This window comes from Nocardioides sp. zg-1308 (assembly GCF_013155375.1).
Taxonomy (GTDB): Bacteria; Actinomycetota; Actinomycetes; order Propionibacteriales; family Nocardioidaceae; genus Nocardioides; species Nocardioides renjunii.
Map to the genome: position 1 here is coordinate 2642631 of NZ_JABJQY010000002.1, position 22120 is coordinate 2664750.

The 22120-nt window shown below is 72.8% G+C and carries 24 protein-coding genes and 1 pseudogene; 18 read left to right on the plus strand and 7 right to left on the minus strand.

Features of this window, described 5'->3' with window-relative positions; all coding sequences use genetic code 11:
• Positions 1 to 3: 3 nt before the first annotated feature.
• The 9 genes from HN031_RS14525 (at position 4) to era (ending at position 9366) form a co-directional block, all read left to right on the plus strand.
• Positions 4 to 1245, plus strand: coding sequence for a hypothetical protein (locus HN031_RS14525; RefSeq protein WP_367650769.1), 1242 nt, complete (start codon positions 4 to 6; stop codon positions 1243 to 1245).
• Positions 1246 to 1341: 96 nt separating this feature from the next.
• Positions 1342 to 2445, plus strand: coding sequence for a PhoH family protein (locus HN031_RS14530; protein WP_172270996.1), 1104 nt, complete (start codon positions 1342 to 1344; stop codon positions 2443 to 2445).
• On the plus strand, positions 2442 to 2903 hold the full coding sequence (gene ybeY / locus HN031_RS14535) for an rRNA maturation RNase YbeY (RefSeq protein WP_172270998.1): 462 nt from the start codon (positions 2442 to 2444) through the stop codon (positions 2901 to 2903). Before HN031_RS14530 ends, ybeY begins: the two co-directional genes overlap by 4 nt.
• Positions 2904 to 2975: 72 nt before the next feature.
• On the plus strand, positions 2976 to 4298 hold the full coding sequence (locus tag HN031_RS14540; RefSeq protein WP_172271000.1) for a hemolysin family protein: 1323 nt from the start codon (positions 2976 to 2978) through the stop codon (positions 4296 to 4298).
• A gap of 42 nt (positions 4299 to 4340) precedes the next feature.
• The gene (locus tag HN031_RS14545) at positions 4341 to 4694 is read left to right on the plus strand and encodes a cytidine deaminase (RefSeq protein WP_172271002.1); all 354 of its coding nucleotides are present in this window, start codon (positions 4341 to 4343) and stop codon (positions 4692 to 4694) included.
• A gap of 47 nt (positions 4695 to 4741) precedes the next feature.
• A complete protein-coding gene (locus HN031_RS14550) occupies positions 4742 to 6124 on the plus strand; it encodes an FAD-binding oxidoreductase (protein WP_172271004.1) in 1383 nt (460 codons plus the stop codon).
• Entirely contained in the window at positions 6121 to 7422 is a 1302-nt protein-coding gene (locus HN031_RS14555) for a class I SAM-dependent methyltransferase (protein WP_172271006.1), read from the plus strand. Before HN031_RS14550 ends, HN031_RS14555 begins: the two co-directional genes overlap by 4 nt.
• A gap of 20 nt (positions 7423 to 7442) precedes the next feature.
• A complete protein-coding gene (locus HN031_RS14560) occupies positions 7443 to 8219 on the plus strand; it encodes a siderophore-interacting protein (protein ID WP_172271008.1) in 777 nt (258 codons plus the stop codon).
• A gap of 190 nt (positions 8220 to 8409) precedes the next feature.
• Positions 8410 to 9366: a GTPase Era gene (gene era / locus HN031_RS14565; RefSeq protein WP_253943467.1), complete on the plus strand. Its 957-nt coding sequence runs from the start codon at positions 8410 to 8412 to the stop codon at positions 9364 to 9366.
• A gap of 10 nt (positions 9367 to 9376) precedes the next feature.
• On the opposite strand, the gene HN031_RS14570 is transcribed toward era, so the two are convergent.
• Together HN031_RS14570 and HN031_RS14575 are read right to left on the minus strand one after the other, a co-directional pair.
• A complete protein-coding gene (locus HN031_RS14570; protein ID WP_172271012.1) occupies positions 9377 to 10207 on the minus strand; it encodes a septum formation family protein in 831 nt (276 codons plus the stop codon).
• Positions 10204 to 10689 (minus strand): NAD(P)H-dependent oxidoreductase, encoded by a 486-nt coding sequence (locus HN031_RS14575; protein ID WP_172271014.1) that lies wholly within the window; start codon positions 10687 to 10689, stop codon positions 10204 to 10206. Before HN031_RS14575 ends, HN031_RS14570 begins: the two co-directional genes overlap by 4 nt.
• A gap of 47 nt (positions 10690 to 10736) precedes the next feature.
• Between HN031_RS14575 and HN031_RS14580 the strand changes: the two genes are divergently transcribed.
• Both HN031_RS14580 and leuA read left to right on the plus strand, forming a co-directional pair.
• Entirely contained in the window at positions 10737 to 11495 is a 759-nt protein-coding gene (locus HN031_RS14580) for a class I SAM-dependent methyltransferase (protein ID WP_172271016.1), read from the plus strand.
• Positions 11496 to 11666: 171 nt separating this feature from the next.
• Positions 11667 to 13394 (plus strand): 2-isopropylmalate synthase, encoded by a 1728-nt coding sequence (leuA, locus tag HN031_RS14585; protein ID WP_172271018.1) that lies wholly within the window; start codon positions 11667 to 11669, stop codon positions 13392 to 13394.
• Between the two features lie 330 nt (positions 13395 to 13724).
• Here the strand turns inward: leuA and HN031_RS14590 are convergent.
• Positions 13725 to 14714, minus strand: a pseudogene (locus HN031_RS14590) (NAD(P)/FAD-dependent oxidoreductase); the annotation flags it as partial.
• 133 nt (positions 14715 to 14847) lie between these two features.
• Between HN031_RS14590 and HN031_RS14595 the strand changes: the two are divergent.
• From HN031_RS14595 to recO, 4 genes are all read left to right on the plus strand, one after another.
• The gene (locus tag HN031_RS14595) at positions 14848 to 15462 is read left to right on the plus strand and encodes a TetR/AcrR family transcriptional regulator (protein ID WP_172271020.1); all 615 of its coding nucleotides are present in this window, start codon (positions 14848 to 14850) and stop codon (positions 15460 to 15462) included.
• A gap of 118 nt (positions 15463 to 15580) precedes the next feature.
• On the plus strand, positions 15581 to 16045 hold the full coding sequence (locus HN031_RS14600) for a carboxymuconolactone decarboxylase family protein (RefSeq protein ID WP_172271022.1): 465 nt from the start codon (positions 15581 to 15583) through the stop codon (positions 16043 to 16045).
• Between the two features lie 55 nt (positions 16046 to 16100).
• Entirely contained in the window at positions 16101 to 16967 is an 867-nt protein-coding gene (locus tag HN031_RS14605; RefSeq protein WP_172271024.1) for an alpha/beta fold hydrolase, read from the plus strand.
• Positions 16968 to 17011: 44 nt separating this feature from the next.
• The gene (gene recO, locus HN031_RS14610; RefSeq protein ID WP_172271026.1) at positions 17012 to 17740 is read left to right on the plus strand and encodes a DNA repair protein RecO; all 729 of its coding nucleotides are present in this window, start codon (positions 17012 to 17014) and stop codon (positions 17738 to 17740) included.
• 15 nt (positions 17741 to 17755) lie between these two features.
• On the opposite strand, the gene HN031_RS14615 is transcribed toward recO, so the two are convergent.
• Together HN031_RS14615 and HN031_RS14620 are read right to left on the minus strand one after the other, a co-directional pair.
• Positions 17756 to 18160 carry an NUDIX domain-containing protein gene (locus tag HN031_RS14615; protein ID WP_172271028.1) on the minus strand — a complete coding sequence of 135 codons (405 nt, stop codon included), beginning with the start codon at positions 18158 to 18160 and terminating at the stop codon, positions 17756 to 17758.
• Between the two features lie 58 nt (positions 18161 to 18218).
• The gene (locus tag HN031_RS14620; RefSeq protein WP_172271030.1) at positions 18219 to 18536 is read right to left on the minus strand and encodes a MazG nucleotide pyrophosphohydrolase domain-containing protein; all 318 of its coding nucleotides are present in this window, start codon (positions 18534 to 18536) and stop codon (positions 18219 to 18221) included.
• 56 nt (positions 18537 to 18592) lie between these two features.
• Between HN031_RS14620 and HN031_RS14625 the strand changes: the two genes are divergently transcribed.
• The 3 genes from HN031_RS14625 to HN031_RS14635 all read left to right on the plus strand — a co-directional run bounded on the left by HN031_RS14625 (position 18593) and on the right by HN031_RS14635 (position 20532).
• A complete protein-coding gene (locus HN031_RS14625) occupies positions 18593 to 19063 on the plus strand; it encodes an HIT family protein (RefSeq protein WP_172271032.1) in 471 nt (156 codons plus the stop codon).
• Positions 19064 to 19133: 70 nt separating this feature from the next.
• Positions 19134 to 19973: an alpha/beta fold hydrolase gene (locus HN031_RS14630; protein ID WP_172271034.1), complete on the plus strand. Its 840-nt coding sequence runs from the start codon at positions 19134 to 19136 to the stop codon at positions 19971 to 19973.
• Positions 19966 to 20532 (plus strand): TetR-like C-terminal domain-containing protein, encoded by a 567-nt coding sequence (locus HN031_RS14635; protein ID WP_172271036.1) that lies wholly within the window; start codon positions 19966 to 19968, stop codon positions 20530 to 20532. Before HN031_RS14630 ends, HN031_RS14635 begins: the two co-directional genes overlap by 8 nt.
• Positions 20533 to 20544: 12 nt before the next feature.
• Here the strand turns inward: HN031_RS14635 and HN031_RS14640 are convergent, their stop codons facing one another.
• Complete coding sequence (locus HN031_RS14640; RefSeq protein ID WP_172271038.1) at positions 20545 to 21348, minus strand: metallophosphoesterase; 804 nt, start codon at positions 21346 to 21348, stop codon at positions 20545 to 20547.
• 51 nt (positions 21349 to 21399) lie between these two features.
• Entirely contained in the window at positions 21400 to 22062 is a 663-nt protein-coding gene (locus tag HN031_RS14645; RefSeq protein ID WP_172271040.1) for a hypothetical protein, read from the minus strand.
• Positions 22063 to 22120 lie beyond the last annotated feature (58 nt).

Genomic DNA, 22120 nt, shown 5'->3' on the forward strand with positions numbered 1-22120 from the left:
CCGGTGCTGACCCGACCCCGCCGAGCGCTCGCCGCCGCCCTGGCCTCCGGGCTGCTGCTCCTGACCGCCTGCGGAGGCGACGACCCCGCCTCGGACCCCGCGGGCGACCGCACCGCCACCCAGCCGGCAGGGGCCGATGCCGCGAGCCCGGAGTCGGCCGCCGACGCGGGCGAGGAGCAGGCCCAGCAGGCCGGCCACGACGGCCACTACGCCGAGCCGGCGCGGTCGAAGAGGCTGCGCGCCGGCGAGACGCGTACGACGATCGCGATGCCCGGCAGCTACACCCCGTCAGCCCCCTACGGCACCGGCACCGACGACTACCGCTGCTTCGTCCTCGACCCGGGGCTGGAGCGCGACGCGTGGCTCACCGGCACCCAGGTCCTGCCCGGCAACCCCGACACCGTCCACCACGTCATCCTCTTCCAGCTCCCGCCGGAGCAGTCCGCCGCGGCCGAGGAGAAGGACGCGACCGAGGAGGGCGAGGGCTGGACGTGCTTCGGTGGCACGGGGCTCGAGCGCGTGCAGAACGTCGACCGGTCGTCGTGGATCGGCGCCTGGGCGCCCGGTGGTGAGGAGACGGTCATCAAGCCCGGCTTCGGGATCCGCCTGGCCAAGGGCAGCCGGATCGTGATGCAGGTGCACTACAACCTCCTCGCCGGCCAGCAGGCCGACACCTCGGCCGCCCAGCTGCGCCTCGCCCCGGGCACGCGGCGGCTCGAGTCGCTGAGCACGATGCTGCTGCCCGCCCCGGTCGAGCTGCCGTGCCGCCCGAAGCACTCCGACGGCGAGCTCTGCGACCGCGCCGCGGCGCTGGCCGACGTCAAGGAGCGCTTCGGTGCGGAGGGCAACACCGCCGACCTGCTCCACCTCCTGTGCGGCGGGGAGCCGGAGCCGGGGGAGGTGCAGTCGTGCGTGCGCACCATGTCCGAGCCGCTGACCATCCACGGCGTCGCCGGTCACATGCACCTGCTCGGCCGCTCGCTGACGATCGAGGTCAACCCCGGCACGCCGCAGGCACGCACGATCCTCAACATCCCCGTGTGGGACTTCGACGACCAGGGCAGCCGGCCGATCGAGCCCGTCCGGCTCGAGCCGTTCGAGCAGGTCAAGGTGACCTGCAGGCACGTGCAGTGGCTGCGCGACAGGCTCCCGTCGTTCGAGGGCCAGCCCGACCGCTACGTCGTGTGGGGCGAGGGGACGACCGACGAGATGTGCCTGGGGATGCTGCAGGTCACCCGCCCCTGAGGGGTCGGCCACAACCGGGTGGGCTGCGCGCGGCCCGCTCGGTAGCATGGAGGTGCTCTGCCACCGACCCGGAAGGCCGCCCGATCACGGGCATCCATGACTGACACGACCGGCACCAACACCCAGCAGGACAAGCCGACCCACACCGTCGTCGTCCCCAACAGCATCGACATGGTCTCGGTCCTGGGTCCGGGCGACGAGCACCTCCGGTTGATCGAGCGGGCCTTCGACGCCGACGTCCACGTGCGCGGCAACCGCATCACCCTGGCCGGCGACTCCGCCGAGGTGGCCATGGCCGAGCGGCTGCTCGACGAGATCGTCACGCTCGTCCGCACCGGCCAGGGCGTCTCCGGCGAGACGGTCGAGCGGATCATCCAGATGCTGCAGACCGAGACGCAGGAGCGGCCGGCCGACGTGCTGAGCCTCAACATCCTGTCCAACCGCGGCCGCACGATCCGACCCAAGACGCTCAACCAGAAGCGCTACGTCGAGTCGATCGACAAGAGCACCATCACCTTCGGCATCGGGCCGGCCGGCACCGGCAAGACCTACCTGGCCATGGCCAAGGCCGTGCAGGCGCTGCAGGCCAAGGAGGTCAACCGGATCATCCTCAGCCGCCCGGCCGTCGAGGCGGGGGAGCGGCTCGGGTTCCTGCCCGGCACGCTGAGCGAGAAGATCGACCCCTACCTGCGCCCGCTCTACGACGCGCTGCACGACATGGTCGACCCCGAGACGATCCCCAAGCTGCTCGCCGCCGGCACGATCGAGGTCGCGCCCCTGGCGTTCCTGCGCGGGCGCTCGCTCAACGACTCCTTCATCATCCTCGACGAGGCGCAGAACACGACGCCCGAGCAGATGAAGATGTTCCTCACCCGGCTCGGCTTCGGCTCGCGGATCGTCGTCACCGGCGACACCAGCCAGGTCGACCTCCCCTCGGGCACCCAGTCGGGGCTGCGGGTCGTCGAGGGCATCCTCGACGGCGTGGAGGACATCACGTTCTGCCGCCTCACCGGCACCGACGTCGTACGCCACCGGCTGGTCGGCCGCATCGTCGAGGCCTACGAGGTCTTCGACGCCACCGACCAGGCGCGCGGGCCCAAGTCCGGCCAGGCCAAGGGCAAGCCCGTCTCCGCCACACCGGTCGCCACCACGGTCCCCGCCGCGAGCGACCGCGGCACCGACGGGCGGAAGCCCCGGTGAGCATCGAGGTCCTCAACGAGTCGGGGCGCGACGTCGACGTACGCCGCCTGTCCCGGCTCGCACGCTTCGTGATGGACGAGATGCGTGTCCACCCGCAGGCCGAGCTGTGCATCAAGGCCGTCGACGAGGACACGATCGCCGACCTCAACGAGCACTGGATGGAGAAGCAGGGCCCGACCGACGTGCTCGCCTTCCCGATGGACGAGCTGCGTCCCGGCAAGGTCAACGAGGAGCCCGAGGAGGGCGTGCTCGGCGACCTGGTGCTCGCGCCGACCGTGGCCGAGCGCCAGGGCGAGGATGCCGGGCACGGCCGCGAGGCCGAGATCGACCTGCTCACCGTGCACGGCATCCTCCACCTGCTGGGCTACGACCACGCCGAGCCCGACGAGCACGCCGTGATGTTCGGGCTGCAGGGGGAGCTGCTCGAGAAGTGGCGCTCGAGCCCCGAGCCCGCCTGAGCACGACGCTCCCCACATGACCCTCCCGACACGACCCTCCCGACATGACCTCCCGAAGATGACCCTCCCGACATGACCGCCGACATCTGGCAGCTCGGCTCCGCCGCCCTGCTGGTCCTCCTCGCGGGGCTGTTCTCCGCGGCCGACGCGGCCCTCAACGGGTTCTCGCGCGCCCGCGCCGAGGAGCTGAAGGCCGAGGGCCGCGCGGGTGCCACGCGCCTGCTGATGCTGCTCGACGACCCGCCGCGCTACCTCAACACGGCGCTGCTGCTGCGGCTGCTGTGCGAGATCAGCGCCATCGTGCTCGTCAGCACGTGGGCGCGCGACGCCTACCAGGACTCCCTGGTGCCCAGCGTGCTCACCACGATCGGCGTCATGCTCGTGGTGTCCTTCGTCGCGATCGGCGTCGCGCCGCGCACCCTCGGTCGCCAGCACGACGCCACGGTGGCGCTGCTGTCGGCCGGTCCGCTGTCGCTGGTCACCACGATCCTCGGACCCATCCCCGCCCTGCTCATCCTGCTCGGCAACGCCATCACGCCGGGGCGGGGCTTCAGCGAGGGCCCGTTCTCCACCGAGACCGAGCTGCGCGAGCTCGTCGACCTCGCCGAGGCGTCGGCGGTGATCGAGTCCGGCGAGCGCCGGATGATCCACTCCGTCTTCGAGCTCGGCGACACCATCACCCGCGAGGTGATGGTCCCGCGCCCCGACGTCGTCTACATCGAGCGCCACAAGAACCTCCGGCAGACGCTGTCGCTGTTCCTGCGCAGCGGCTACTCACGGATCCCGGTCATCGGCGACAACCTCGACGACATCGTCGGCATGGCCTACCTCAAGGACCTCGTCCGCCGCGACTTCGAGGCCCCCGACGTCGAGTTCACCCAGCGGGTCGACGAGGTGATGCGCCCGGTCCACTACGTGCCCGACTCCAAGCCGGTCGACGCGCTGCTCACCGAGCTCCAGGCCCGCCGCCAGCACATCGCGGTCGTCGTCGACGAGTACGGCGGCACCGCCGGGCTGATCACGATCGAGGACGTGCTGGAGGAGATCGTCGGCGAGATCACCGACGAGTACGACGCGGAGGAGGTCGAGGTCGAGCACGTCGAGGGCGGCGCGATCCGGGTCTCCTCGCGCTACCCGGTGGACGACCTCGACGAGATCGTCGGCGTCTCGGTGGAGGACGACGACGTCGACAGCGTCGGCGGCCTCATGGCCAAGCACCTCGGCAAGGTCCCGATCCCGGGGTCGGTGGTCGAGTGCCACGGCCTGCGCCTCGAGGCCGAGCGGGCCACCGGGCGGCGCAACAAGATCGACACGGTGCTCGTGTCCGTCCTGTCGGACGCCGCCGAGGACGCCTCCGACGACGCGGCCACCCACGTGGGCTCCGCCGGTCGCTGAGCACGCTGGGGAGGCCGGCTGCCCCCTCACTACGCTGCTCGCATGACCGACCTGTCAGCCGACCTGAGTGCCGAGGACGCCAAGCTGGTGACCCTCGCACGCGCCACCCGCGCCCGGGCCCGCGCCGCCGAGGGCGCCGCCGTGCGTGACCTCGACGGGCGGACGTACGCCGCGGCCAGCGTCGACCTCCCGCACCTGCGGCTGACCGGGCTGGAGGTCTGCGTCGCGATGGCGCTGTCGTCCGGCTCCACCGGTCTGGAGGCGGCGGTCGTGCTCACCGACGGCGACGCGGTGGACGTCCGCGCGGCCGGTGACTTCGCCGGCCCCGACGTCCCCGTCCTCGTCGGCGACCCGCAGGGCCGCATCCACTCACGCTCCGCCACGCGCGCCGGCTGACGGACAACCCGCTCGCGTCCCCCCGCGCACCTCGCTAGCGTGGTCGCGTGCGCGAGCCGGGGGGATGGGAGCAGCACTCCGTCGGGGTCACGAGGCTCCGGGAGTCCTACGCCGCCCTGCCAGCCGGGTCGCCGGTGCGGCTGGCCAAGCGCACCAGCAACCTCTTCCGGGGCCGCTCCGACGCCGGGCGGGGGCTCGACGTGTCCGGCCTGACCGGGGTGATCGAGGTCGACGGCGACGTCGCCGAGGTGCAGGGCATGTGCACCTACGAGCACCTGGTCGAGGTCACCCTCGCGCACGGACGGATCCCGCTCGTGGTGCCCCAGCTCAGGACCATCACCCTGGGCGGCGCGGTCACCGGGCTCGGCATCGAGTCCACGAGCTTCCGCAGCGGCCTGCCGCACGAGTCGGTGCTCGAGATGGACGTGCTGACCGGTGCGGGCGAGGTCGTCACCACCAAGCCCGGTGACGCGCTCTTCGACGCCTTCCCCAACTCCTACGGCTCCCTCGGCTACGCCACGCGGCTCCGGATCGAGCTCGAGCAGGTGCCGGCCCACGTCGCGCTCCGGCACGTGCGGTTCGACGACGCCGGCTCGCTCGCCGACGCGGTCGGCCGCATCGTCGCCGACGGCGCGTGGGACGGCGAGCGGGTCGACGGCCTCGACGGCGTCGCCTTCACCCCTGACGAGCTCTACCTGACCCTGGCCCGCTGGACCGACGAGCCCGGTCCGACCAGCGACTACACCGGCCAGCAGGTCTACTACCGCTCGCTGCAGCACAGGGCCACCGACCGGCTGACGATCCATGACTACCTGTGGCGCTGGGACACCGACTGGTTCTGGTGCTCGCGCGCCTTCGGTGCCCAGCACCCGCTCGTACGACGGCTGTGGCCGCGGCGCCTGCGTCGCTCCGACGTCTACTGGCGCCTGGTCGCCCTCGACCGCCGCCTCGGCATCGGCGACCGGCTCGACCGGCGGGCCGGCCGGCCGCAGGGCGAGCGCGTGGTGCAGGACGTCGAGGTCCCCGTCGACCGGCTCGCGGAGTTCCTCGAGTGGTTCGACCGGGAGGTGGGCATGCGGCCGGTGTGGCTGTGCCCGCTGCGGCTGCGACGCGCGGGCGAGGACTCCGGCGAGGGAGAGGCCAGGCCGTGGCCGGGCTACCCGCTGGCCCCCGACACGACGTACGTCAACGTCGGCTTCTGGGGCGTCGTCAACGTCGGGCCCGACGCACCCCTCGCGCCCCGCAACCGGGCGATCGAGGCGGAGGTGTCCGCCCTCGGCGGCCACAAGAGCCTCTACTCCGAGGCCTTCTACGACCGTGGGGAGTTCGACCGCCTCTACGGCGGCGACCAGCTGGCCCGCGTGAAGCGGCTCCACGACCCCGACGACCGACTGACCCCTCTCTACGACAAGGTGGTGGGACGCCGATGAGCACCCGTTTCCAGGTGGGCTCGACCGCAGCGGCTCGCGTGACGATCGGCGAGGCGATGGACCGGCTCGTGCGGGGAGGGCTGCCGCTGCGGCTCACCGCCTACGACGGCAGCAGCGCGGGCCCGCCCACGGCCGACGTCGGCCTGCACCTGCGCAGCGAGCGCGGCCTGGCCTACCTGGTGACGGCCCCCGGAGACCTCGGCCTGGCCCGCGCCTACGTGAGCGGCGAGCTCGACCTCACCGGCGTCCACCCGGGCGACCCCTACGACGCGGTGGTCCTCCTCAAGGACCACACGAGGTTCCGGGTGCCGGCGCCGTCCGAGGCGCTGGCCATCGTCCGCAGCCTGGGGTTGTCGCGGCTGCGCCCGCCGGCTCCGCCGCCGCAGGAGCACCTGCCGCGCTGGCGCCGCACGGTGGAGGGGCTGCGGCACTCGATGATGCGCGACGCCGAGGTCATCGCCCACCACTACGACCTCTCCAACCGGTTCTACGAGCTCGTGCTGGGCCCGTCGATGGCCTACACGTGCGCCCTCTACGAGACGCCCGATGCCACGCTCGAGGAGGCGCAGGCCGCGAAGTTCGACCTGATCTGCCGCAAGCTCGACCTCCGGCCCGGGCAGCGGCTGCTCGACGTGGGCTGCGGCTGGGGCAGCATGGTCCGCCACGCCGCACGGGAGTACGGCGTCCGGGTGCTCGGGGTGACGCTCTCGCTCGAGCAGGCCCAGTGGGCCAAGGAGGCGATCGACCGCGAGGGGCTGGGCGACCTCGCCGAGGTGCGGCACCTCGACTACCGCGACGTCGTCGAGACCGGCTTCGACGCGGTCAGCTCGATCGGGCTGACCGAGCACGTCGGCGTGCGCAACTACCCGGCCTACTTCACCCACCTGCGCGACCGGCTCCGGCCCGGTGGCCGGCTGCTCAACCACTCCATCACCCGCCGCGCCAACCAGCGCAAGGAGACCGGCGCCTTCATCGACCGCTACGTCTTCCCCGACGGTGAGCTCATCGGGTCCGGCACGATCATCGCCGCCGCGCAGGACCGGGGCCTCGAGGTGCAGCACAGCGAGAACCTCCGCCTGCACTACGCCGCGACGCTGCGCGACTGGAACCGCAACCTGGTCGAGCACTGGGACGAGTGCGTCGCCGAGGTCGGCGAGGGATCCGCTCGCGTCTGGGGCCTCTACATCGCCGCGTCCCGGGTCGGCTTCGAGCGCGGCGAGGTCGAGCTCCACCAGGTCCTGGCCACCCGCAACCACGACGACGGACGCTCCGACTTCCCGATGCGCCCGCACTGGTGAGCCACCGATAGCCTCGTGCGGTGAGCACCCGGGCAGCGCAGTTCCAGGCGACCGTACGTCGCCGCGAGCCGCTGTCGGACCACCTCCTGCGACTCGTGCTGGGCGGGCTCGACGACTTCACCTCCACCGGCGTCCCCGACGAGTGGGTCGGCCTGGTGGTGCCGGGCCAGTTCCAGAGCCGCTACTACACCGTGCGGTCCTTCGCCGACGGTGAGATGACCCTCGACGTCGTCGTCCACGACGTCGGGCTGGTCACCGAGTGGGCGATGCGCGACTGCATCGGTGACACGGTCACCATCACCGAGCCGAAGGCGTCGTTCCACCCGCCCGCCGGTGCCCAGTGGCTCATCCTCGTCGGCGACCTCACCGCGATGCCCGCGATGGCGCGGATCTTGGAGACCCACCCCGGCCTGCCGACGCACGTCCTGGCCGAGGTGCCCGACGACCTCGCCGGCTACCTGCCGGCCACCGCGGACGTCACCTGGCTGAGCCCGCCGTCGGCCGGGCAGAGCGCCCTGGCCGACGTGGTCGCCGGGATCGACTGGCCCGAGGGCGAGGGCTACTTCTGGATGGCGGGGGAGTCCGCGCAGATGCGGGCCATCCGCAAGCACCTGATGCGCGAGGTCGGGCTGCCGACCAGCCACTACGACGTGATGGGCTACTGGCGCGCCACCGCCGGCCGGCAGCCGCGTGCCGTGGACCCCGGCCCGATCTGGCGTGCGGGCAAGGCGGCAGGGAAGAGTGACGAGCAGATCTGGGCGGACTACGACGCGGCGCGAGAGGCGAACGATGGCTGACGACCAGGACCGCGAGGTCCCCGAGGAGCTCGACGCGGACGACAGCGTCGGGGACGAGGTGGACGACGAGCCGGACGACGAGCTCGCCGACGAGCCGGACGACGGAGACGACGAGCTCGACGAGGACGACGACGAGGACGACGACGAGGACGACGACGAGGACGACGACGAGCTGGACGACGAGTTCGACCTGTCGGGCGTCGCCCCCGCCGGCGCGTTCTTCGAGGCCCCGGAGGGCTACCGCAGCGGCTTCGCGTCGTTCGTGGGACGCCCCAACGCGGGGAAGTCGACGCTGACCAACGCGCTCGTCGGGCAGAAGATCGTCATCACGTCGTCCAAGCCCCAGACCACGCGCAACGTGGTGCGCGGCATCGTGCACCGCGACGACGCCCAGCTGATCCTGGTCGACACCCCCGGGCTGCACCGCCCCCGCACGCTGCTCGGCGAGCGGCTCAACGACCTGGTCCGCACGACCTGGGCCGAGGTCGACGTGGTCGCGGTGTGCTTCCCGGCCAACGAGAAGATCGGGCCCGGTGACCGCTACCTGGTCACCGAGCTCGCCAAGGTGCGCCGCACCGTGCGGATCGCCGTCGCCACGAAGACCGACCTCGCCACGCCCGAGCAGCTGGCCCAGCACCTGCTCGACATCGCCGTCCTCGGGCAGGAGACGTCGACCGAGTGGGCCGAGATCGTCCCGGTGTCAGCGGTCGCCGGCGACCAGGTCGACCTCCTGGCCGACCTGCTGGTGGGGCTCATGCCCGAGGGGCCGCCGCTCTACCCCGACGGCGACCTGACCGACGCACCCGAGGAGGCGCTCGCCGCCGACCTGATCCGCGAGGCCGCGCTCGAGGGCGTGCGCGACGAGCTCCCGCACTCGATCGCCGTGGTCGTGGAGGAGATGGGCCTGCGCGAGGGCCGTCCCGACGACAAGCCGCTCCTCGACATCGTCGCCAACCTCTACGTCGAGCGCGACTCCCAGAAGGGCATCATGATCGGCCACAAGGGCTCGCGCCTGCGGGCCGTCGGCACGGCCGCCCGCCAGCAGATCGAGGCCCTGCTCGGCACCCCGGTCTACCTCGACCTCCAGGTCAAGATCGCCAAGGACTGGCAGCGCGACCCCCGCCAGCTGCGCAAGCTCGGCTTCTGAGGCGCGTCGGTCAGGCCGGCGCCCAGCAGATGCCGTAGCGCTGACCGGCGTCCCACTGCTCGCGGGTCGGGCTCTCCTGCGACCACACGAAGTCGAGCGGGTCGTCGGCCTGGGCGCGTGCCGCGTTGCGGCACGAGGACTCCATGCGGGCGGCGATCGCCGCCTGTCGCGGCAGCCGACGGCCGGGCAGGTCCACGGTCGTCACCGCCCGCCACGAGTGCCTGCCGCCGCAGGCGACCCGTGCGAACTGGGCTGTGCCGGGAGCCGCGGTCGCGCACATCGCGATGGCCGGCGTGTCCCCCCAGCCGCGCGTGCGCCGGGGCAGGCGCAGCAGCTGCTCCGGGGCCGCGACGACGACCAGGTCGCAGCGGAACCAGTCGGCCCCCGCCTCGGCGCGTCGCGGGCTCGGCGTGAACCACACCGCCCGCGCCATGCTGAGCCGCAGCTCCCGCGGCGTACGGGCCAGGTGCCGGGGGAGCCGGGTGGTGCAGGCCTGCCGCGCCTGGCGCTGGGCGGCCCGCGAGTCGACGCGACGGGTGAATCCCGCCCCGGTCTCGAGGTCGAGGCGCCCGACGAAGTAGGTCTGGGCTGTGTGCCTGCGCCGGCACGGCACGGGGGCGGTGCGGCCGACCACGGCGACGGCCTGCCCGAACGACAGGGCGTGGCACTCGCCGACGCGGGGGTCCGGTCCGGGGTCCGGCGGCACCGTCTCGGTCGGCACCGTCCCGGTCGGCGTGGCCGACGTGGACGGCGTCCCCGCCGGCGGCTCCCCGTCGGACGGCGACGTGCAGCCGCCCAGCGCGAGGGCGGCGACCAGCGCGAGGAGCGGCAGCCGCCTCATCGCATCACCAGAGCGGCCAGCGTCCCGCCCAGCTCGTACGCCGACTCCCGGTCCGCCCGGCCCACGTCGCCGAGCACCTCGAGGACCGGCGCGGCGCGGCGCCAGGGCAGTGCCCCGACGATCGACTCCACCGAGCGCACGGCACCGGCCGTGTCGTAGCGGCCGTGCACGTAGAGGCCGTACGGCTTGCGGCCCCCGTCGGCGCCGGCCGCCGAGCCGTCGTCCGACAGCGCGCCGCCGACCTGGAGGAACACGGAGTCGAAGAAGTGCTTGAGGGCACCGCTCATGTAGCCGAAGTTCGCCGGCGTGCCGAGGACGATCCCGTCCGCCGCCACCACGTCGTCCGCGTCCGCCTCGAGCGCCGCGCGCACCACCACCTCGACGTCGTCGATGGCGTCGTCCGAGGCCCCGGCCACGACGGCGTCGGTCAGGGACACCACCGACGGGGTCGGCGAGTGGTGGACGACGAGCAGGCGCGGCACGGTGCCGAGGCTACTCACCGCCCCACCGGCGGGCGTACCTTCGGCGCATGACGTTCGACGTGCCCGGCGACGCCTACGACCGCTTCATGGGCCGCTACTCGCGACCGCTGTCCGCGGGCCTCGCCGACCTGCTGGAGGTCACGGAGGGCCAGTGGGCACTGGACGTCGGGTGCGGCCCCGGCGCGCTGACCGAGCAGCTCGTCGAGCGGATCGGCGCGGAGCGCGTCTCGGCCGTCGACCCGTCGGCGCCGTTCGTGGAGGCCTGCCGCGAGCGCTTCCCCGGCGTCGACGTCCGGCAGTCCGCCGCCGAGTCGCTGCCCTTCGACGACGCCACGTTCGACGTGGCGGGTGCGTGCCTGGTCGTGCACTTCATGGCCGATCCCGTCGGCGGCGTCGGTGAGATGCGACGCGTGACCCGTCGCGGCGGGTGGGTCGGGGCGACGGTGTGGGACCTCGCGGGGTCCCGGGCGCCGATGTGGCCGCTGTGGGAGGCGGTCGCCGAGCTCCGGCCCGAGCACCCGGGCGAGCGCGAGTTCCCCGGCGGGTCGCAGGACGGCCTCGTCGCGATCGTCCGGGACGCGGGCCTGCGCGACGTCGAGTCGGTCGAGCTGTCGGTCACGGTCACCCACCCCACCTTCGAGGAGTGGTGGGAGCCCTACCTCCACGGCGTCGGCCCGGCCGGCGACGTCGTCGCCGCGCTCGGTCCCGACGGCCGCGAGCGTCTCGAGGAGGTCCTGCGCCGGCGCCTGGGCGAAGGTCCCTTCGACCTCACCGCGGTGGCGTACGCCGCCCGCGGGCGGGCCTGACCGCGTCTCAGTCCGCGGGAGGTCCGGCGACGCACGGCGCCGCGGGCGGTTAGGGTGGTCGGGTCATGATGCGCAGCCTCCTCCTTCGCCGCCGCAACGAGGCCTAGACCCGGCCCCCTCGTTGCGGAGTGTGGCGCGTGCCGGTCGCCCCTCCAGCAGACCGAGGAACCCATGACCCACCTGAGCAACACCGCCAACCAGCAGGCGCCGAGCCCGATGCCGTTCGCCCGCTACACCCCGTTCGTCCCCGTCGACGTCCCGGACCGCACCTGGCCGACGAAGAAGGTCGAGAAGGCGCCGCGCTGGCTCTCCACCGACCTGCGCGACGGCAACCAGGCGCTGATCGACCCGATGACGCCCGCCCGCAAGCTCACGATGTTCGAGCTGCTGGTGTCGATGGGCTACAAGGAGATCGAGGTCGGCTTCCCGAGCGCCAGCCAGACCGACTTCGACTTCGTCCGCAAGCTCATCGACGAGGACCGGATCCCCGACGACGTGCAGATCTCGGTGCTGACCCAGGCCCGCGAGGACCTCATCGAGCGCACCGTCGACTCGCTGGTCGGCGCGCCGCGCGCGACCGTGCACCTCTACAACGCGACGGCGCCGCTCTTCCAGCGCGTCGTCTTCAACGTCACCCCCGACGAGTGCCGCAGCATCGCCGTGCGCGGCACCGAGATGGTGATGAAGTACGCCGAGGAGCGGCTCGGCAGCATCGTCGGCTCCCAGGACTTCGGCTACCAGTACAGCCCGGAGATCTTCACCCAGTCCGACACCGACTTCGCGCTGAGCGTCTGCGAGGCCGTCTCGGACGTGTGGCAGCCGGAGGCGGGACGCGAGATCATCCTCAACCTCCCGGCCACGGTGGAGATGTCCACGCCCAACACCTACGCCGACCAGATCGAGTACTTCGGCCGCGGCCTGACCCGCCGCGAGCACTCCGCGATCAGCCTGCACCCGCACAACGACCGCGGCACGGCCGTCGCCGCCACCGAGCTGGCCCTGATGGCCGGCGCCGACCGGGTCGAGGGCTGCCTGTTCGGCCACGGCGAGCGCACCGGCAACGTGGACCTCGTGACGCTGGGCATGAACCTGTTCAGCCAGGGCATCGACCCGCAGGTCGACTTCGGTGACATCGACGAGGTCCGGCGCACCGTGGAGTACTGCACCAACCTGCCGGTCCACCCGCGCCACCCCTACGCGGGCGACCTCGTCTACACCGCCTTCTCCGGCTCCCACCAGGACGCCATCAAGAAGGGCCTCGAGGACCTCGAGAAGAAGGCCACCGCCCTCGGCGTCGAGGTCGGCGAGCTGCCGTGGGAGGCGCCGTACCTCCCGATCGACCCCCGGGACGTGGGCCGCACCTACGAGGCCGTGATCCGCGTCAACAGCCAGTCCGGCAAGGGCGGCGTCGCCTACGTCCTCAAGTCCGAGCACAAGCTCGACCTGCCGCGCCGCGCGCAGATCGAGTTCAGCCGCGTGGTGCAGCAGCACACCGACACCGAGGGCGGCGAGATCACCCCGGAGGAGATCTGGTCGGTGTTCCGGGGCGAGTACCTCGACCGCACCACCCCGCTCGAGCTCGACTCGGTCCACACCTCCAGCGCGGCGGGGGAGAAGGACCAGCTCACGGTCGGGGTGCTCGTCGACGGCGAGCGGCAGGAGCTGTCGGGACAGGGCAACGGCCCGATTGCCGCCTTCGTCGACGCCATCTCCGGCCTCGGACACGACGTGCGCGTCCTCGACTACGCCGAGCACGCGCTCTCAGCCGGCGGCGACGCGATCGCGGCGGCGTACGTCGAGTGTGCCGTCGGCGAGAAGGTGCTGTGGGGCGTCGGGCTCGACGCCAACATCGTCACCGCCTCGCTCAAGGCCGTGATCAGCGCCGTCAACCGGGCGTAGCGAGGACTTCCCGCGGGCCGCCTGCTCGAAGGCGGCCCGCGGCTCCTCCAGGTGGCGCAGCCCCACCGTGTCGCGGCCGAGGAGGAGCGCGAGCACCCACCCCGCCAGCACTCGCGTCTTGCGCTCCCAGGTCGGGATCGCGAGCCCGTGGTAGCCGCGGTGGACGAGCCAGGCCGGGAATCCCTTCAGGACGACGGGGCCGACCTGCATCACGCCGCTGCCGAGGCCCAGCGTGGCGACCGCGCCCAGGGTGTGGTGGCGGTAGGAGCTGGGTACGTGCCCGCGCAGCGTCGCCACCAGGTTGCGCGCCAGCAGCTTGCCCTGCCGCACGGCGTGCTGGGCGTTCGGCACCGTCGTCCCACCGATGCCCCCGCCGGTCAGGTCGGGCACCGCCGCGTCGTCACCTGCCGCCCAGGCGTCGGGGACGACGTGGTCCTCGGTCCCGACGCGCAGGTCGGCGCGGACCACGATGCGGCCACGCTCGTCGACCGGCAGGTCGGTGTGCCGGGTGATGGCGGGGTTGGCCACCACGCCCGCGGTCCACACGAGGAGGTCGGTGTCGAGCTCGCGCCCGTCGGAGAGCACGACGTGGCCGCCCTCGGCGGACACCACCAGGGTGTCGAGGTGGACGACGGCCCGCCGCGATGCCAGGTGGCGCACGACCCAGCGGCTGGTGGGGACGTCGACCTCCGGCAGGATCCGGCCGCTGGCCTCGACGAGGTGGAAGTGGCTGTCCGCGACGGTGAGCGTCGGGTGGCGTCGCAGCACCGATGTCGCCAGCGACCGCAGCTCGCCGAAGCCCTCGATGCCGGCGAACCCACCTCCGACGAACACCACGGTGAGGAGCCTGTCGCGCTCGGGACCGGGCGGGAGCGCGGCGGCTCGGTCGATGTTGGCCAGCAGCCGGTCGCGCAGGTGCACGGCCTCCTCGACGGTCTTGAGGCCGATGGCCTCCTCGGCGACGCCGGGCACCGGGAAGGTGCGGGTCACGGCGCCGGCCGTGACTGCCACGACGTCGTAGCCGAGGTGCGAGGTCGTGCCGTCGGCGTGCTCCAGGGTGAGCGTCCGTCGCGCGTGGTCGACGTACGTCACCGGGGCGGTGACCACGTGGGTCCGCCGGAGGTGGCGGCGGAACGAGACCACGCTGTGCCGGGCCTCGATGGAGCCGCTCGCCACCTCGGGCAGGAACGGCTGGTAGGCCATGTAGGGGAGCGGGTCGACCAGCGTCACCTGCGCCTCTCCCCGGCGGAGCAGCCGCTCCAGCCGCCAGGCGGTGTAGAACCCTGCGTAGCCGCCTCCCACGATCACGATGGTGCGCATCGTCTCGTCCTCTCCTCGTCGTCACTGGTGGTTGCGACGCTAGGCACGACGACAGGCGGGACCCCGATGAACGGGACGAACCGGTGCCGACCGTCCCACCTGCTCGGTAGGGTCGGCACGGACGGAGGAGCCGATGGTCGGGACCACGCGTGACGAGACCAGCGCCGCCCGCGCGTCCCGCCCGTCGAGGCCGGCCGCGGAGACGCGCCGGCGGGTGCTGGACGCCGCGGCGGGGCTGATCGACCGCCTGTCCTACGACGCGGTGACGATGGACGCCGTCGCGCGGGCGTCGGGCGTCGGCAGGTCGACGATCTACCGGCACTGGCCCAGCCGGCGGCTGCTGGTGCTGGAGGCGTTCACCCACAAGACGGACAAGATGACGGCGGTGACCGACACGGGCGACACGGTCGCCGACCTGCGGACCTACCTGCTCCGGCTGGCCTGGTGCCTGGACTTCGGTGGCGCCGCGTCCGTGGTGTCGGGGCTGGTCAGTGAGGCGGTGCAGGACGAGGAGTTCGCCCGGATGTTCCGCGCCACCATGGTGCGTGAGCGACGACGCGCCTTCATCGCCATCCTGCTGCGAGGTCAGGAGCGCGGACAGGTGCGGGCCGACCTCGACGTGTCCGTGACCGTCGACGCGCTCTACGGCGCGGTCCACCACCGCCTGCTGGTGACCCGCAAGCCGATCGACGAGCGCTTCGTCTCGGCGCTGGTCGACGTGGTCGCCGCCGGGTTCGCGCCGCGCTGACCCGTGCCGGGTGGGACGTCGCCACCCGGTTCGTCCCACCGTGTCGCCGTCCCCGCCACGGCCGGCCCACGCTCGTGGTGCCGGCCCGTCCGGGCCGCACGTCGACAGGAGCAGCGCCATGACCGTCACCACCACCACGACCCCGGGCACGACCAACATCGCCGACCTCGAGCCCCACCTCTACGGAGCCGCCATCGCCCTGGGCCGGGAGGCCGACGCCGCCGCGATCGACGCCGGCCTGTCCACCGGCTTCGTCGAGGTGCTGAAGATGCGGGTCTCGCAGCTCAACCGCTGCGCGTTCTGCCTGCGCTGGCACAGCCGCGACGCGCTCGCCAAGGGGGAGACAGCGGACCGCCTGGCGGTGCTGCCGGCGTGGCGGGAGACGTCGTACTTCGACGAGGCGGAGCGTGCGGCGCTGGCGCTGGTCGAGCACGTCGCGCTCATCGCCGAGCGCGCGGGCGAGGCGCCGGACACGAGCGCGATGACCCCCGAGCAGGTCGCGGCCGTCGCGTGGGTCGCGATCGCGATCGGGACGCTCAACCGCATCGCCGTGACGAGCGCGTACGCCGTCGGACCGGCCTAGTCGCAGCGCCGGACACCTCCCGTGGGCAGCCGGGAGGAGCGGCTACATTCGACGGATGTTGGTGAGCGAGCGGATCGGCCAGCTGTTCGTCGAGTCCCACGGCGGGCGGGACCGGCTGGAGTACACCGAGTACGGCTCCGGCAGCGACTGGGTGGTGCTGCTCCCCGGCCTGCTGATGCCACGCCGGATGCAGCAGCCGCTTGCGCGGGCGATGGCGGCGCAGGGCCTGCACGTGGTCACCCTCGACCTGCTCGGCCACGGCCGCTCGGACCAGCCGGCCGACCCGCTCGTCTACTCGACGTCGTCGTTCGGCGAGCAGGTCGTGGCGCTCCTCGACCACCTCGGCGCCGACCAGGCGGTCATCGGAGGTACGTCGCTGGGTGCCAACGTGGCGCTGGAGGTGGCGGTCGTCGCGCCCGAGCGGGTCCGGGGACTGGTGGTGGAGATGCCGGTGCTCGACAACGCGCTCGTCGCGGGGATCCTCGCCTTCGTCCCGATCATGCTCGCGGCGCGCTACGTGCCCGTCGTGGCCGACACGGTGCAGCGGACGGCCCGGTCGGTGCCGCGCGGGCTCGTGCCGTTCTGGGCGGGGGTCCTCCTCGACACGGTCGACCACCGCGCCGACTCGCTCGCCTCGGTGCTGCACGGAGTCGTCTTCGGGCGGATCGCCCCGTCGTCGAGCCAGCGCCGGCGGATCGCCGCGCCGGTCCTCGTCGTGGGCCACCCGGTCGACCCGTTCCACCCGTTCGTCGACGTCGACATGCTCGCCGCCGAGCTGCCCGACGTCCGGGTCGAGCGGGCCTCCTCGGTCCTGGAGTGGCGCCTGCGTCCGGAGCGGCTCACCGCGGCCGCCAGCGACTTCGCCGTCGCGTGCTGGCAGGACGCCACGACCGCCCGCCGGGCACGCCTGCGGAAACGCTGACGTGGCGCCGGGCCCGGTCGGGGTCCGTGGGGGACAATGGGGCGGTGCCCCTCTACCGCGACGAGGCGGTCGTGCTCCGCACCCACAAGCTGGGCGAGGCCGACCGCATCATCACCCTGCTGACGCGTCAGCACGGGCGGGTGCGCGCGGTCGCGAAGGGCGTGCGGCGTACGACGTCGCGCTGGGGCTCGCGCCTCGAGCCGTTCACCCACGTCGACCTCCAGCTCGCCGAGGGCCGCAGCCTCGACGTCATCACCCAGGCCGAGACGCTCGACCCGTTCCACGCGCGGCTGGGCCTCGACTACGAGCGCTACACCGCCGGCACGGCGATGCTGGAGACGGCCGAGCGCCTGGTCACCGAGGAGAAGGAGCCGGCCGTCCAGCAGTTCCTGCTCCTCGTCGGCGGCCTGCGGGCGATGGCCGGCGGTGAGCACCCGGCCGGGCAGGTGCTCGACTCCTACCTGCTCCGCTCCCTCTCGGTCGCGGGCTACGCGCCGTCGTTCGACCACTGCGTGCAGTGCGGGGTCGAGGGCCCCCACCGGTTCTTCAACCCCTCGGCCGGCGGCGTGATGTGTGCCTCCGACCGGCTGCCCGGCTCCGCGACGCCCGCCCCCGAGACGGTGCTCGTGCTCGGGGCGCTGCTCGTCGGCGACTGGCCCGTCGTCCACGCCGCCGACCCGCGCCACCTGCGCGAGGCCAGCACCCTCATCGCGGCCTACCTGGCCTGGCACCTCGAGCGCGGCCTGCGCTCCATGGCCTACGTCGAACGCTGAGGCTCGCTCCCGGGCTCACGAGCGGGTGCGCCGCATCGCCTCGAGCAGTGCCGGGCGCAGGAGCGGATGCGCGGGCGGGGGCAGCTCGAGCGGTCCGAACCACGCGAGGTCGTCGTGCTCCTCGGGAGCGACGTTGGCCGGCGTGCCCCGCCACTCCGGGACGACCCACGCGCTCAGCAGTGCCGGCTCGTCCGCCGCCCCCACGGTGACCCGGCCCAGGTGGGACACCGAGTCCGTCACGATCTCCACGCCGAGCTCCTCGCGCAGCTCACGGCTGAGGGCGACCAGCTCCGTCTCACCGTCCTCCACGACCCCGCCGGGCAGGTCCCACACGCCCGGATACGCGTGCTTGTCCGGCCTGCGGTGCGCCAGCAGGACCCGACCCTCGAGGAGCAGCGCTCCGACGACGACCTCCACCATCCCCTGATCGAAGCACGCGGGTCCGACAGGGGATGCTGCCTCGGCCGGCCAGCGCCGGCTACGTCTCGTCGAGGACGCCGTTGAGCTCGGTCATCGTGGAGACGAAGGCCTCCTCGAGGTCCACGCCGTAGGAGTCGGCCAGCGTCATCACGGACCAGAGGCAGTCGGCGAGCTCGTGCGCGAAGGCCTCGTCGAGGTCCTCGCGTGGCCGCACGCCCTCCTTGCCCTGCACGAGCTTCGCGAGGTCGCCGACGTCCCCGAGGAAGCCGAGCATGATCTCCTCGCGGCTCCACGTCCGCCCGTAGTTCTCGTGCTCCCTGGCGGCGTACTTCTGGCGCACGCCCCGGGCGAGGTCCTGCAGCTCGTCGAACTCCATGCCCGGGAGTCTGGCAGGCCGACGTGCCGGGTGCGCGTCGATGGCAGGGTGGCGCCATGGAGTCCTGGCGACACGAACCGGCGGACTACCCGTGCCCCTTCTGCAGGTTCGTCGCCCGCGAGTTCGACGACCTCAACGCGGAGAGCGACGTGGTGGCCGAGACCGACCTGGCGCTGGCCCGGATCTCCCCGAAGTGGTGGCCGCACAACCCCGGAGGAGTCCTGGTCATGCCGCGCGAGCACCACGAGAACCTCTACGACCTGCCGGCGCCCGTCGGCCACGCCGTGTGGGACCTCGTGCAGCAGGCCGCGGTCGCGATGCGCGCGTCCTACGGGTGCGACGGGGTCTCGACCCGCCAGCACAACGAGCCGCACGGCGGGCAGGACGTGTGGCACCTCCACGTGCACGTGCTGCCCCGCCATCGCGGCGACCGCCTCTACGAGAACGACGCGTCCTCGAGGTGGGCGACCACCGACGAGCGAGCGACGTACGCCGCCCTGCTCCGCGCCGGGTGGCCCAGGGCTTGACTGGCTAATGCCATTAGCCCTAGGCTAATGGACATAGCCACTCGACCCGTCCACGACCCAGGAGCACACCATGACCGAGCACCTCCGCATCGGCGACAACACCCTCGCCTACGACGTGAGCGGCGACGGCCCCCTGGTCGTCCTCGCCCACGGCATCGGTGACAGCCGCCACTCCTACCGGTTCCTGGCGCCCGCGCTGGTCGACGCGGGCTACCGCGTCGCCAACCTCGACATCCGCGGCTGCGGCGAGTCCAGCCTCGGGTGGGACGGCTACAGCCGCACCGACATCGCCGGTGACCTGGTTGCCCTCGTGCGCCACCTCGGTGGTGGACCGGCCGTCGTCGTCGGCCACTCCATCAGCGGCGGCGCCGCGACGGTTGCCGCCGCCACGGCGCCCGACCTCGTCGCAGGCGTCGTCGAGCTCAGCCCCTTCACCCGCGCCCAGTCCTACCCCCTCGGCGCCATGCTCACGAACACGCGCTACCGGCGCGGGGCCACCTCGCTCATCTGGACCATGGTCGCCGGGAGCCTCTCGAGCTGGAAGAAGTACCTCGACCTCGCCTACCCCGCCAAGCCCGCCGACTGGGACGCCGAGCTGGCTCGCATCGACGCCAAGCTGCGCGAGCCCGGCCGGATGAAGGCACTGCAGGCCATGACCAGGACCAAGCCCACCGACGCCGGCGCCCAGCTGGCCCACGTCCGGTGCCCCGTCCTCGTCGTCGAGGGCTCCCTCGACCCCGACTGGGCCGACCCACGAGCCGAGGGTCAGGCGATCGTCGACGAGCTGGCCGCCGGCCTGGGTGAGCTGGTCGTGCTCGACGGGGTCGGGCACTACCCCCACGCGCAGGCCCCGGACGAGCTGCTCGCATCGCTCCTGCCGTTCGTCGCGAGGGTGGTGGCTGATGCCTAGGGCCGGACTCACCGCCGCCGCCGTCACGGAGGCGGCCGCCGAGCTGGCCGACGAGGTCGGCCTGGCGCACCTCAGCATGGGGCTGGTCGCGGAGCGGCTCTCGGTCAAGCCGCCGTCGCTCTACAAGCACGTCGACGGGCACGCCGACCTGGTCCACCGCATCGCGGTCCTCGCCGCCACCGAGCTCGGTGACGCCCTGCGCGACGCCACCCAGGGGCGAGCGGGCACCGACGCGCTCGTCGCTGCCGCACGTGCCATGCGCACCTACGTCACCACCCACCCGGGCCGCTACGCGGCGGGCAACAACGTCCGCCCGCTCGCACCGGACGACGACCTGACCCGGGCGAGACAACGGACGCTCGAGTCCTTCTCCGCCGTGCTACGCGGCTACGACCTCGACCCCACCGACGAGGTGCACGCCCTCCGGACGCTCCGGAGCATGCTCCACGGGTTCGCCACGCTCGAGGCCGAAGGCAGCTTCCGCTTCGACACCGACATCGACGAGAGCTTCGCGTGGATGCTCACGCTGGTCGACCGCGGCCTGCAGGCCACGTCGTGAGTCCGCGGACGGTCAGGACAGCGGCGCCGCACCGGGATCGGTGAGCGTGTCCAGGTCGAGCACCCGCACGTTGCCCGGGTCCTGCCGTGCGGCCAGGGACCAGATCCTGGTGTCGTGGTCGGCCCCCGGCAACCGCACGTCCGCCTCGCCCGCGACGTGGAAGTGCCCGTGGGCCAGGAACCTCGGTCTGACGCCCAGCACTGCCCGGGTGACCTTGTCCATGCCCTCGGCCGCGTAGGCCAGGACGTCGGCGGGCCATCCCATCGGGTTGCCGGCGACGATGTCGGCCACGGGCGCAGTGCAGTAGGGCCGCGCCGGGCTGTCGTGCGTGAGCATGACGTCCGCAGGCCCACCGGCGATCGTGGCCTGCACGTGCTCCTCGCGGAGGACCTCGGAGGGCCACCAGTCCACTCCCTCGGTCAGCAGGCCCCGGTTGACCGACGGAGCACTCCCCAGAGCGACGATCGATCGGCCTCCGAGCTCCCACCGGAAGCCTCTGGGCAGCATCGTGACGTGGTCGCGCACGGCGATCGGCCGCAAGGTGCCGTCCTCGTCCCGCCATCGCGGGTCCGACCACAGGGTGTCGAGGAGCGCCCAGTTCTCGTGGTTCCCGGTGATGCACAGCAGCTCGATCCCGTACTCCGCGCACAGCGTCTCGATGTCATCGAGACAGCCCTCGGGATCCGGGCCGTAGCCGAACCGGAGGTCGCCCAGCTGGCAGGCGACGTCCACGTCGCCCCGCTCACCGAGCAGCCGCAGGCAGTCGGCAGCCGCGGCGCGCTCACCCTCGAGGTCGCCGATCAGTCCCACCATCATGGCGCAGATGATGGCAGGGCCCTGGCGATCCGGGTGGCCCCAGCCGGGCCGCTACAGGGAGCTGAGCCAGGCATGGGAGGGGTCCATCGCGGCCACCGCACCGCGGAGCCACGCGCGTGACTCCTCGCTCAGCATCGGCAGGCACACTGCCGCGTCCCACCGGTCCTTCTCCCTCGCCTGTGCGGCCTTGAACATCAGCGCGACCTCCGCCCGCGCGTAGCGCAGTCCGTCGGGGGCGACCCAGGTGACGTCGTCGAGGTCCTCGGTGTGCTCCGGGTTGCGCTTGTTGGTCCACCGGCCCCTGGTGTCGGGCGTGAGCGGGACGTCCAGCACCCACGGTGACTGGGCGTCCCGCCGGATCCACAGCTGGCTGTCGGGTCGCACCTCGGGGAACCGGTCGTCGAACGGGCGGAACCACGAGTCGTCGACGTTCCACGGCGTCCAGCGGTCGCCGAGGAAGAGCCGGAAGGCCTCGGCGTCGCTCGCGAGGATGGAGACGTCCATGTCCTCGTGGGGCCTGCTGACGCCCGTGAACGCCTCGACGCTCCATCCGCCGGTGATCCACCACGGTCGGTCGAACCCGTCCATGAACTCCGCGATGGTCGACGGCGTCAGCGGGTCCCACCCGCCGTACCAGCGATCGAAGGCCGCCGGAGGTAGGTGCGCGACGGCGGCCGGTTCCGGCGAGGGCGGCGGTGGAGGATCGGTCGGCACGAGGGACGACACTACGTGCGCCCGGGTCGGAGCCCGTCCGACGGATCCTGGAGGAGGA

Coding starts and splice junctions, on each gene's coding strand:
- HN031_RS14530 (WP_172270996.1), top strand. CDS start 1,342: ATGACTGACACGACCGGCACCAACACCCAGCAGGACAAGCCGACCCAC.
- HN031_RS14540 (WP_172271000.1), top strand. CDS start 2,976: ATGACCGCCGACATCTGGCAGCTCGGCTCCGCCGCCCTGCTGGTCCTC.
- HN031_RS14545 (WP_172271002.1), top strand. CDS start 4,341: ATGACCGACCTGTCAGCCGACCTGAGTGCCGAGGACGCCAAGCTGGTG.
- HN031_RS14555 (WP_172271006.1), top strand. CDS start 6,121: ATGAGCACCCGTTTCCAGGTGGGCTCGACCGCAGCGGCTCGCGTGACG.
- HN031_RS14570 (WP_172271012.1), bottom strand. CDS start 10,207: ATGAGGCGGCTGCCGCTCCTCGCGCTGGTCGCCGCCCTCGCGCTGGGC.
- HN031_RS14580 (WP_172271016.1), top strand. CDS start 10,737: ATGACGTTCGACGTGCCCGGCGACGCCTACGACCGCTTCATGGGCCGC.
- leuA (WP_172271018.1), top strand. CDS start 11,667: ATGACCCACCTGAGCAACACCGCCAACCAGCAGGCGCCGAGCCCGATG.
- HN031_RS14595 (WP_172271020.1), top strand. CDS start 14,848: ATGGTCGGGACCACGCGTGACGAGACCAGCGCCGCCCGCGCGTCCCGC.
- HN031_RS14600 (WP_172271022.1), top strand. CDS start 15,581: ATGACCGTCACCACCACCACGACCCCGGGCACGACCAACATCGCCGAC.
- HN031_RS14605 (WP_172271024.1), top strand. CDS start 16,101: ATGTTGGTGAGCGAGCGGATCGGCCAGCTGTTCGTCGAGTCCCACGGC.
- HN031_RS14615 (WP_172271028.1), bottom strand. CDS start 18,160: ATGGTGGAGGTCGTCGTCGGAGCGCTGCTCCTCGAGGGTCGGGTCCTG.
- HN031_RS14620 (WP_172271030.1), bottom strand. CDS start 18,536: ATGGAGTTCGACGAGCTGCAGGACCTCGCCCGGGGCGTGCGCCAGAAG.
- HN031_RS14625 (WP_172271032.1), top strand. CDS start 18,593: ATGGAGTCCTGGCGACACGAACCGGCGGACTACCCGTGCCCCTTCTGC.
- HN031_RS14630 (WP_172271034.1), top strand. CDS start 19,134: ATGACCGAGCACCTCCGCATCGGCGACAACACCCTCGCCTACGACGTG.
- HN031_RS14635 (WP_172271036.1), top strand. CDS start 19,966: ATGCCTAGGGCCGGACTCACCGCCGCCGCCGTCACGGAGGCGGCCGCC.
- HN031_RS14640 (WP_172271038.1), bottom strand. CDS start 21,348: ATGATGGTGGGACTGATCGGCGACCTCGAGGGTGAGCGCGCCGCGGCT.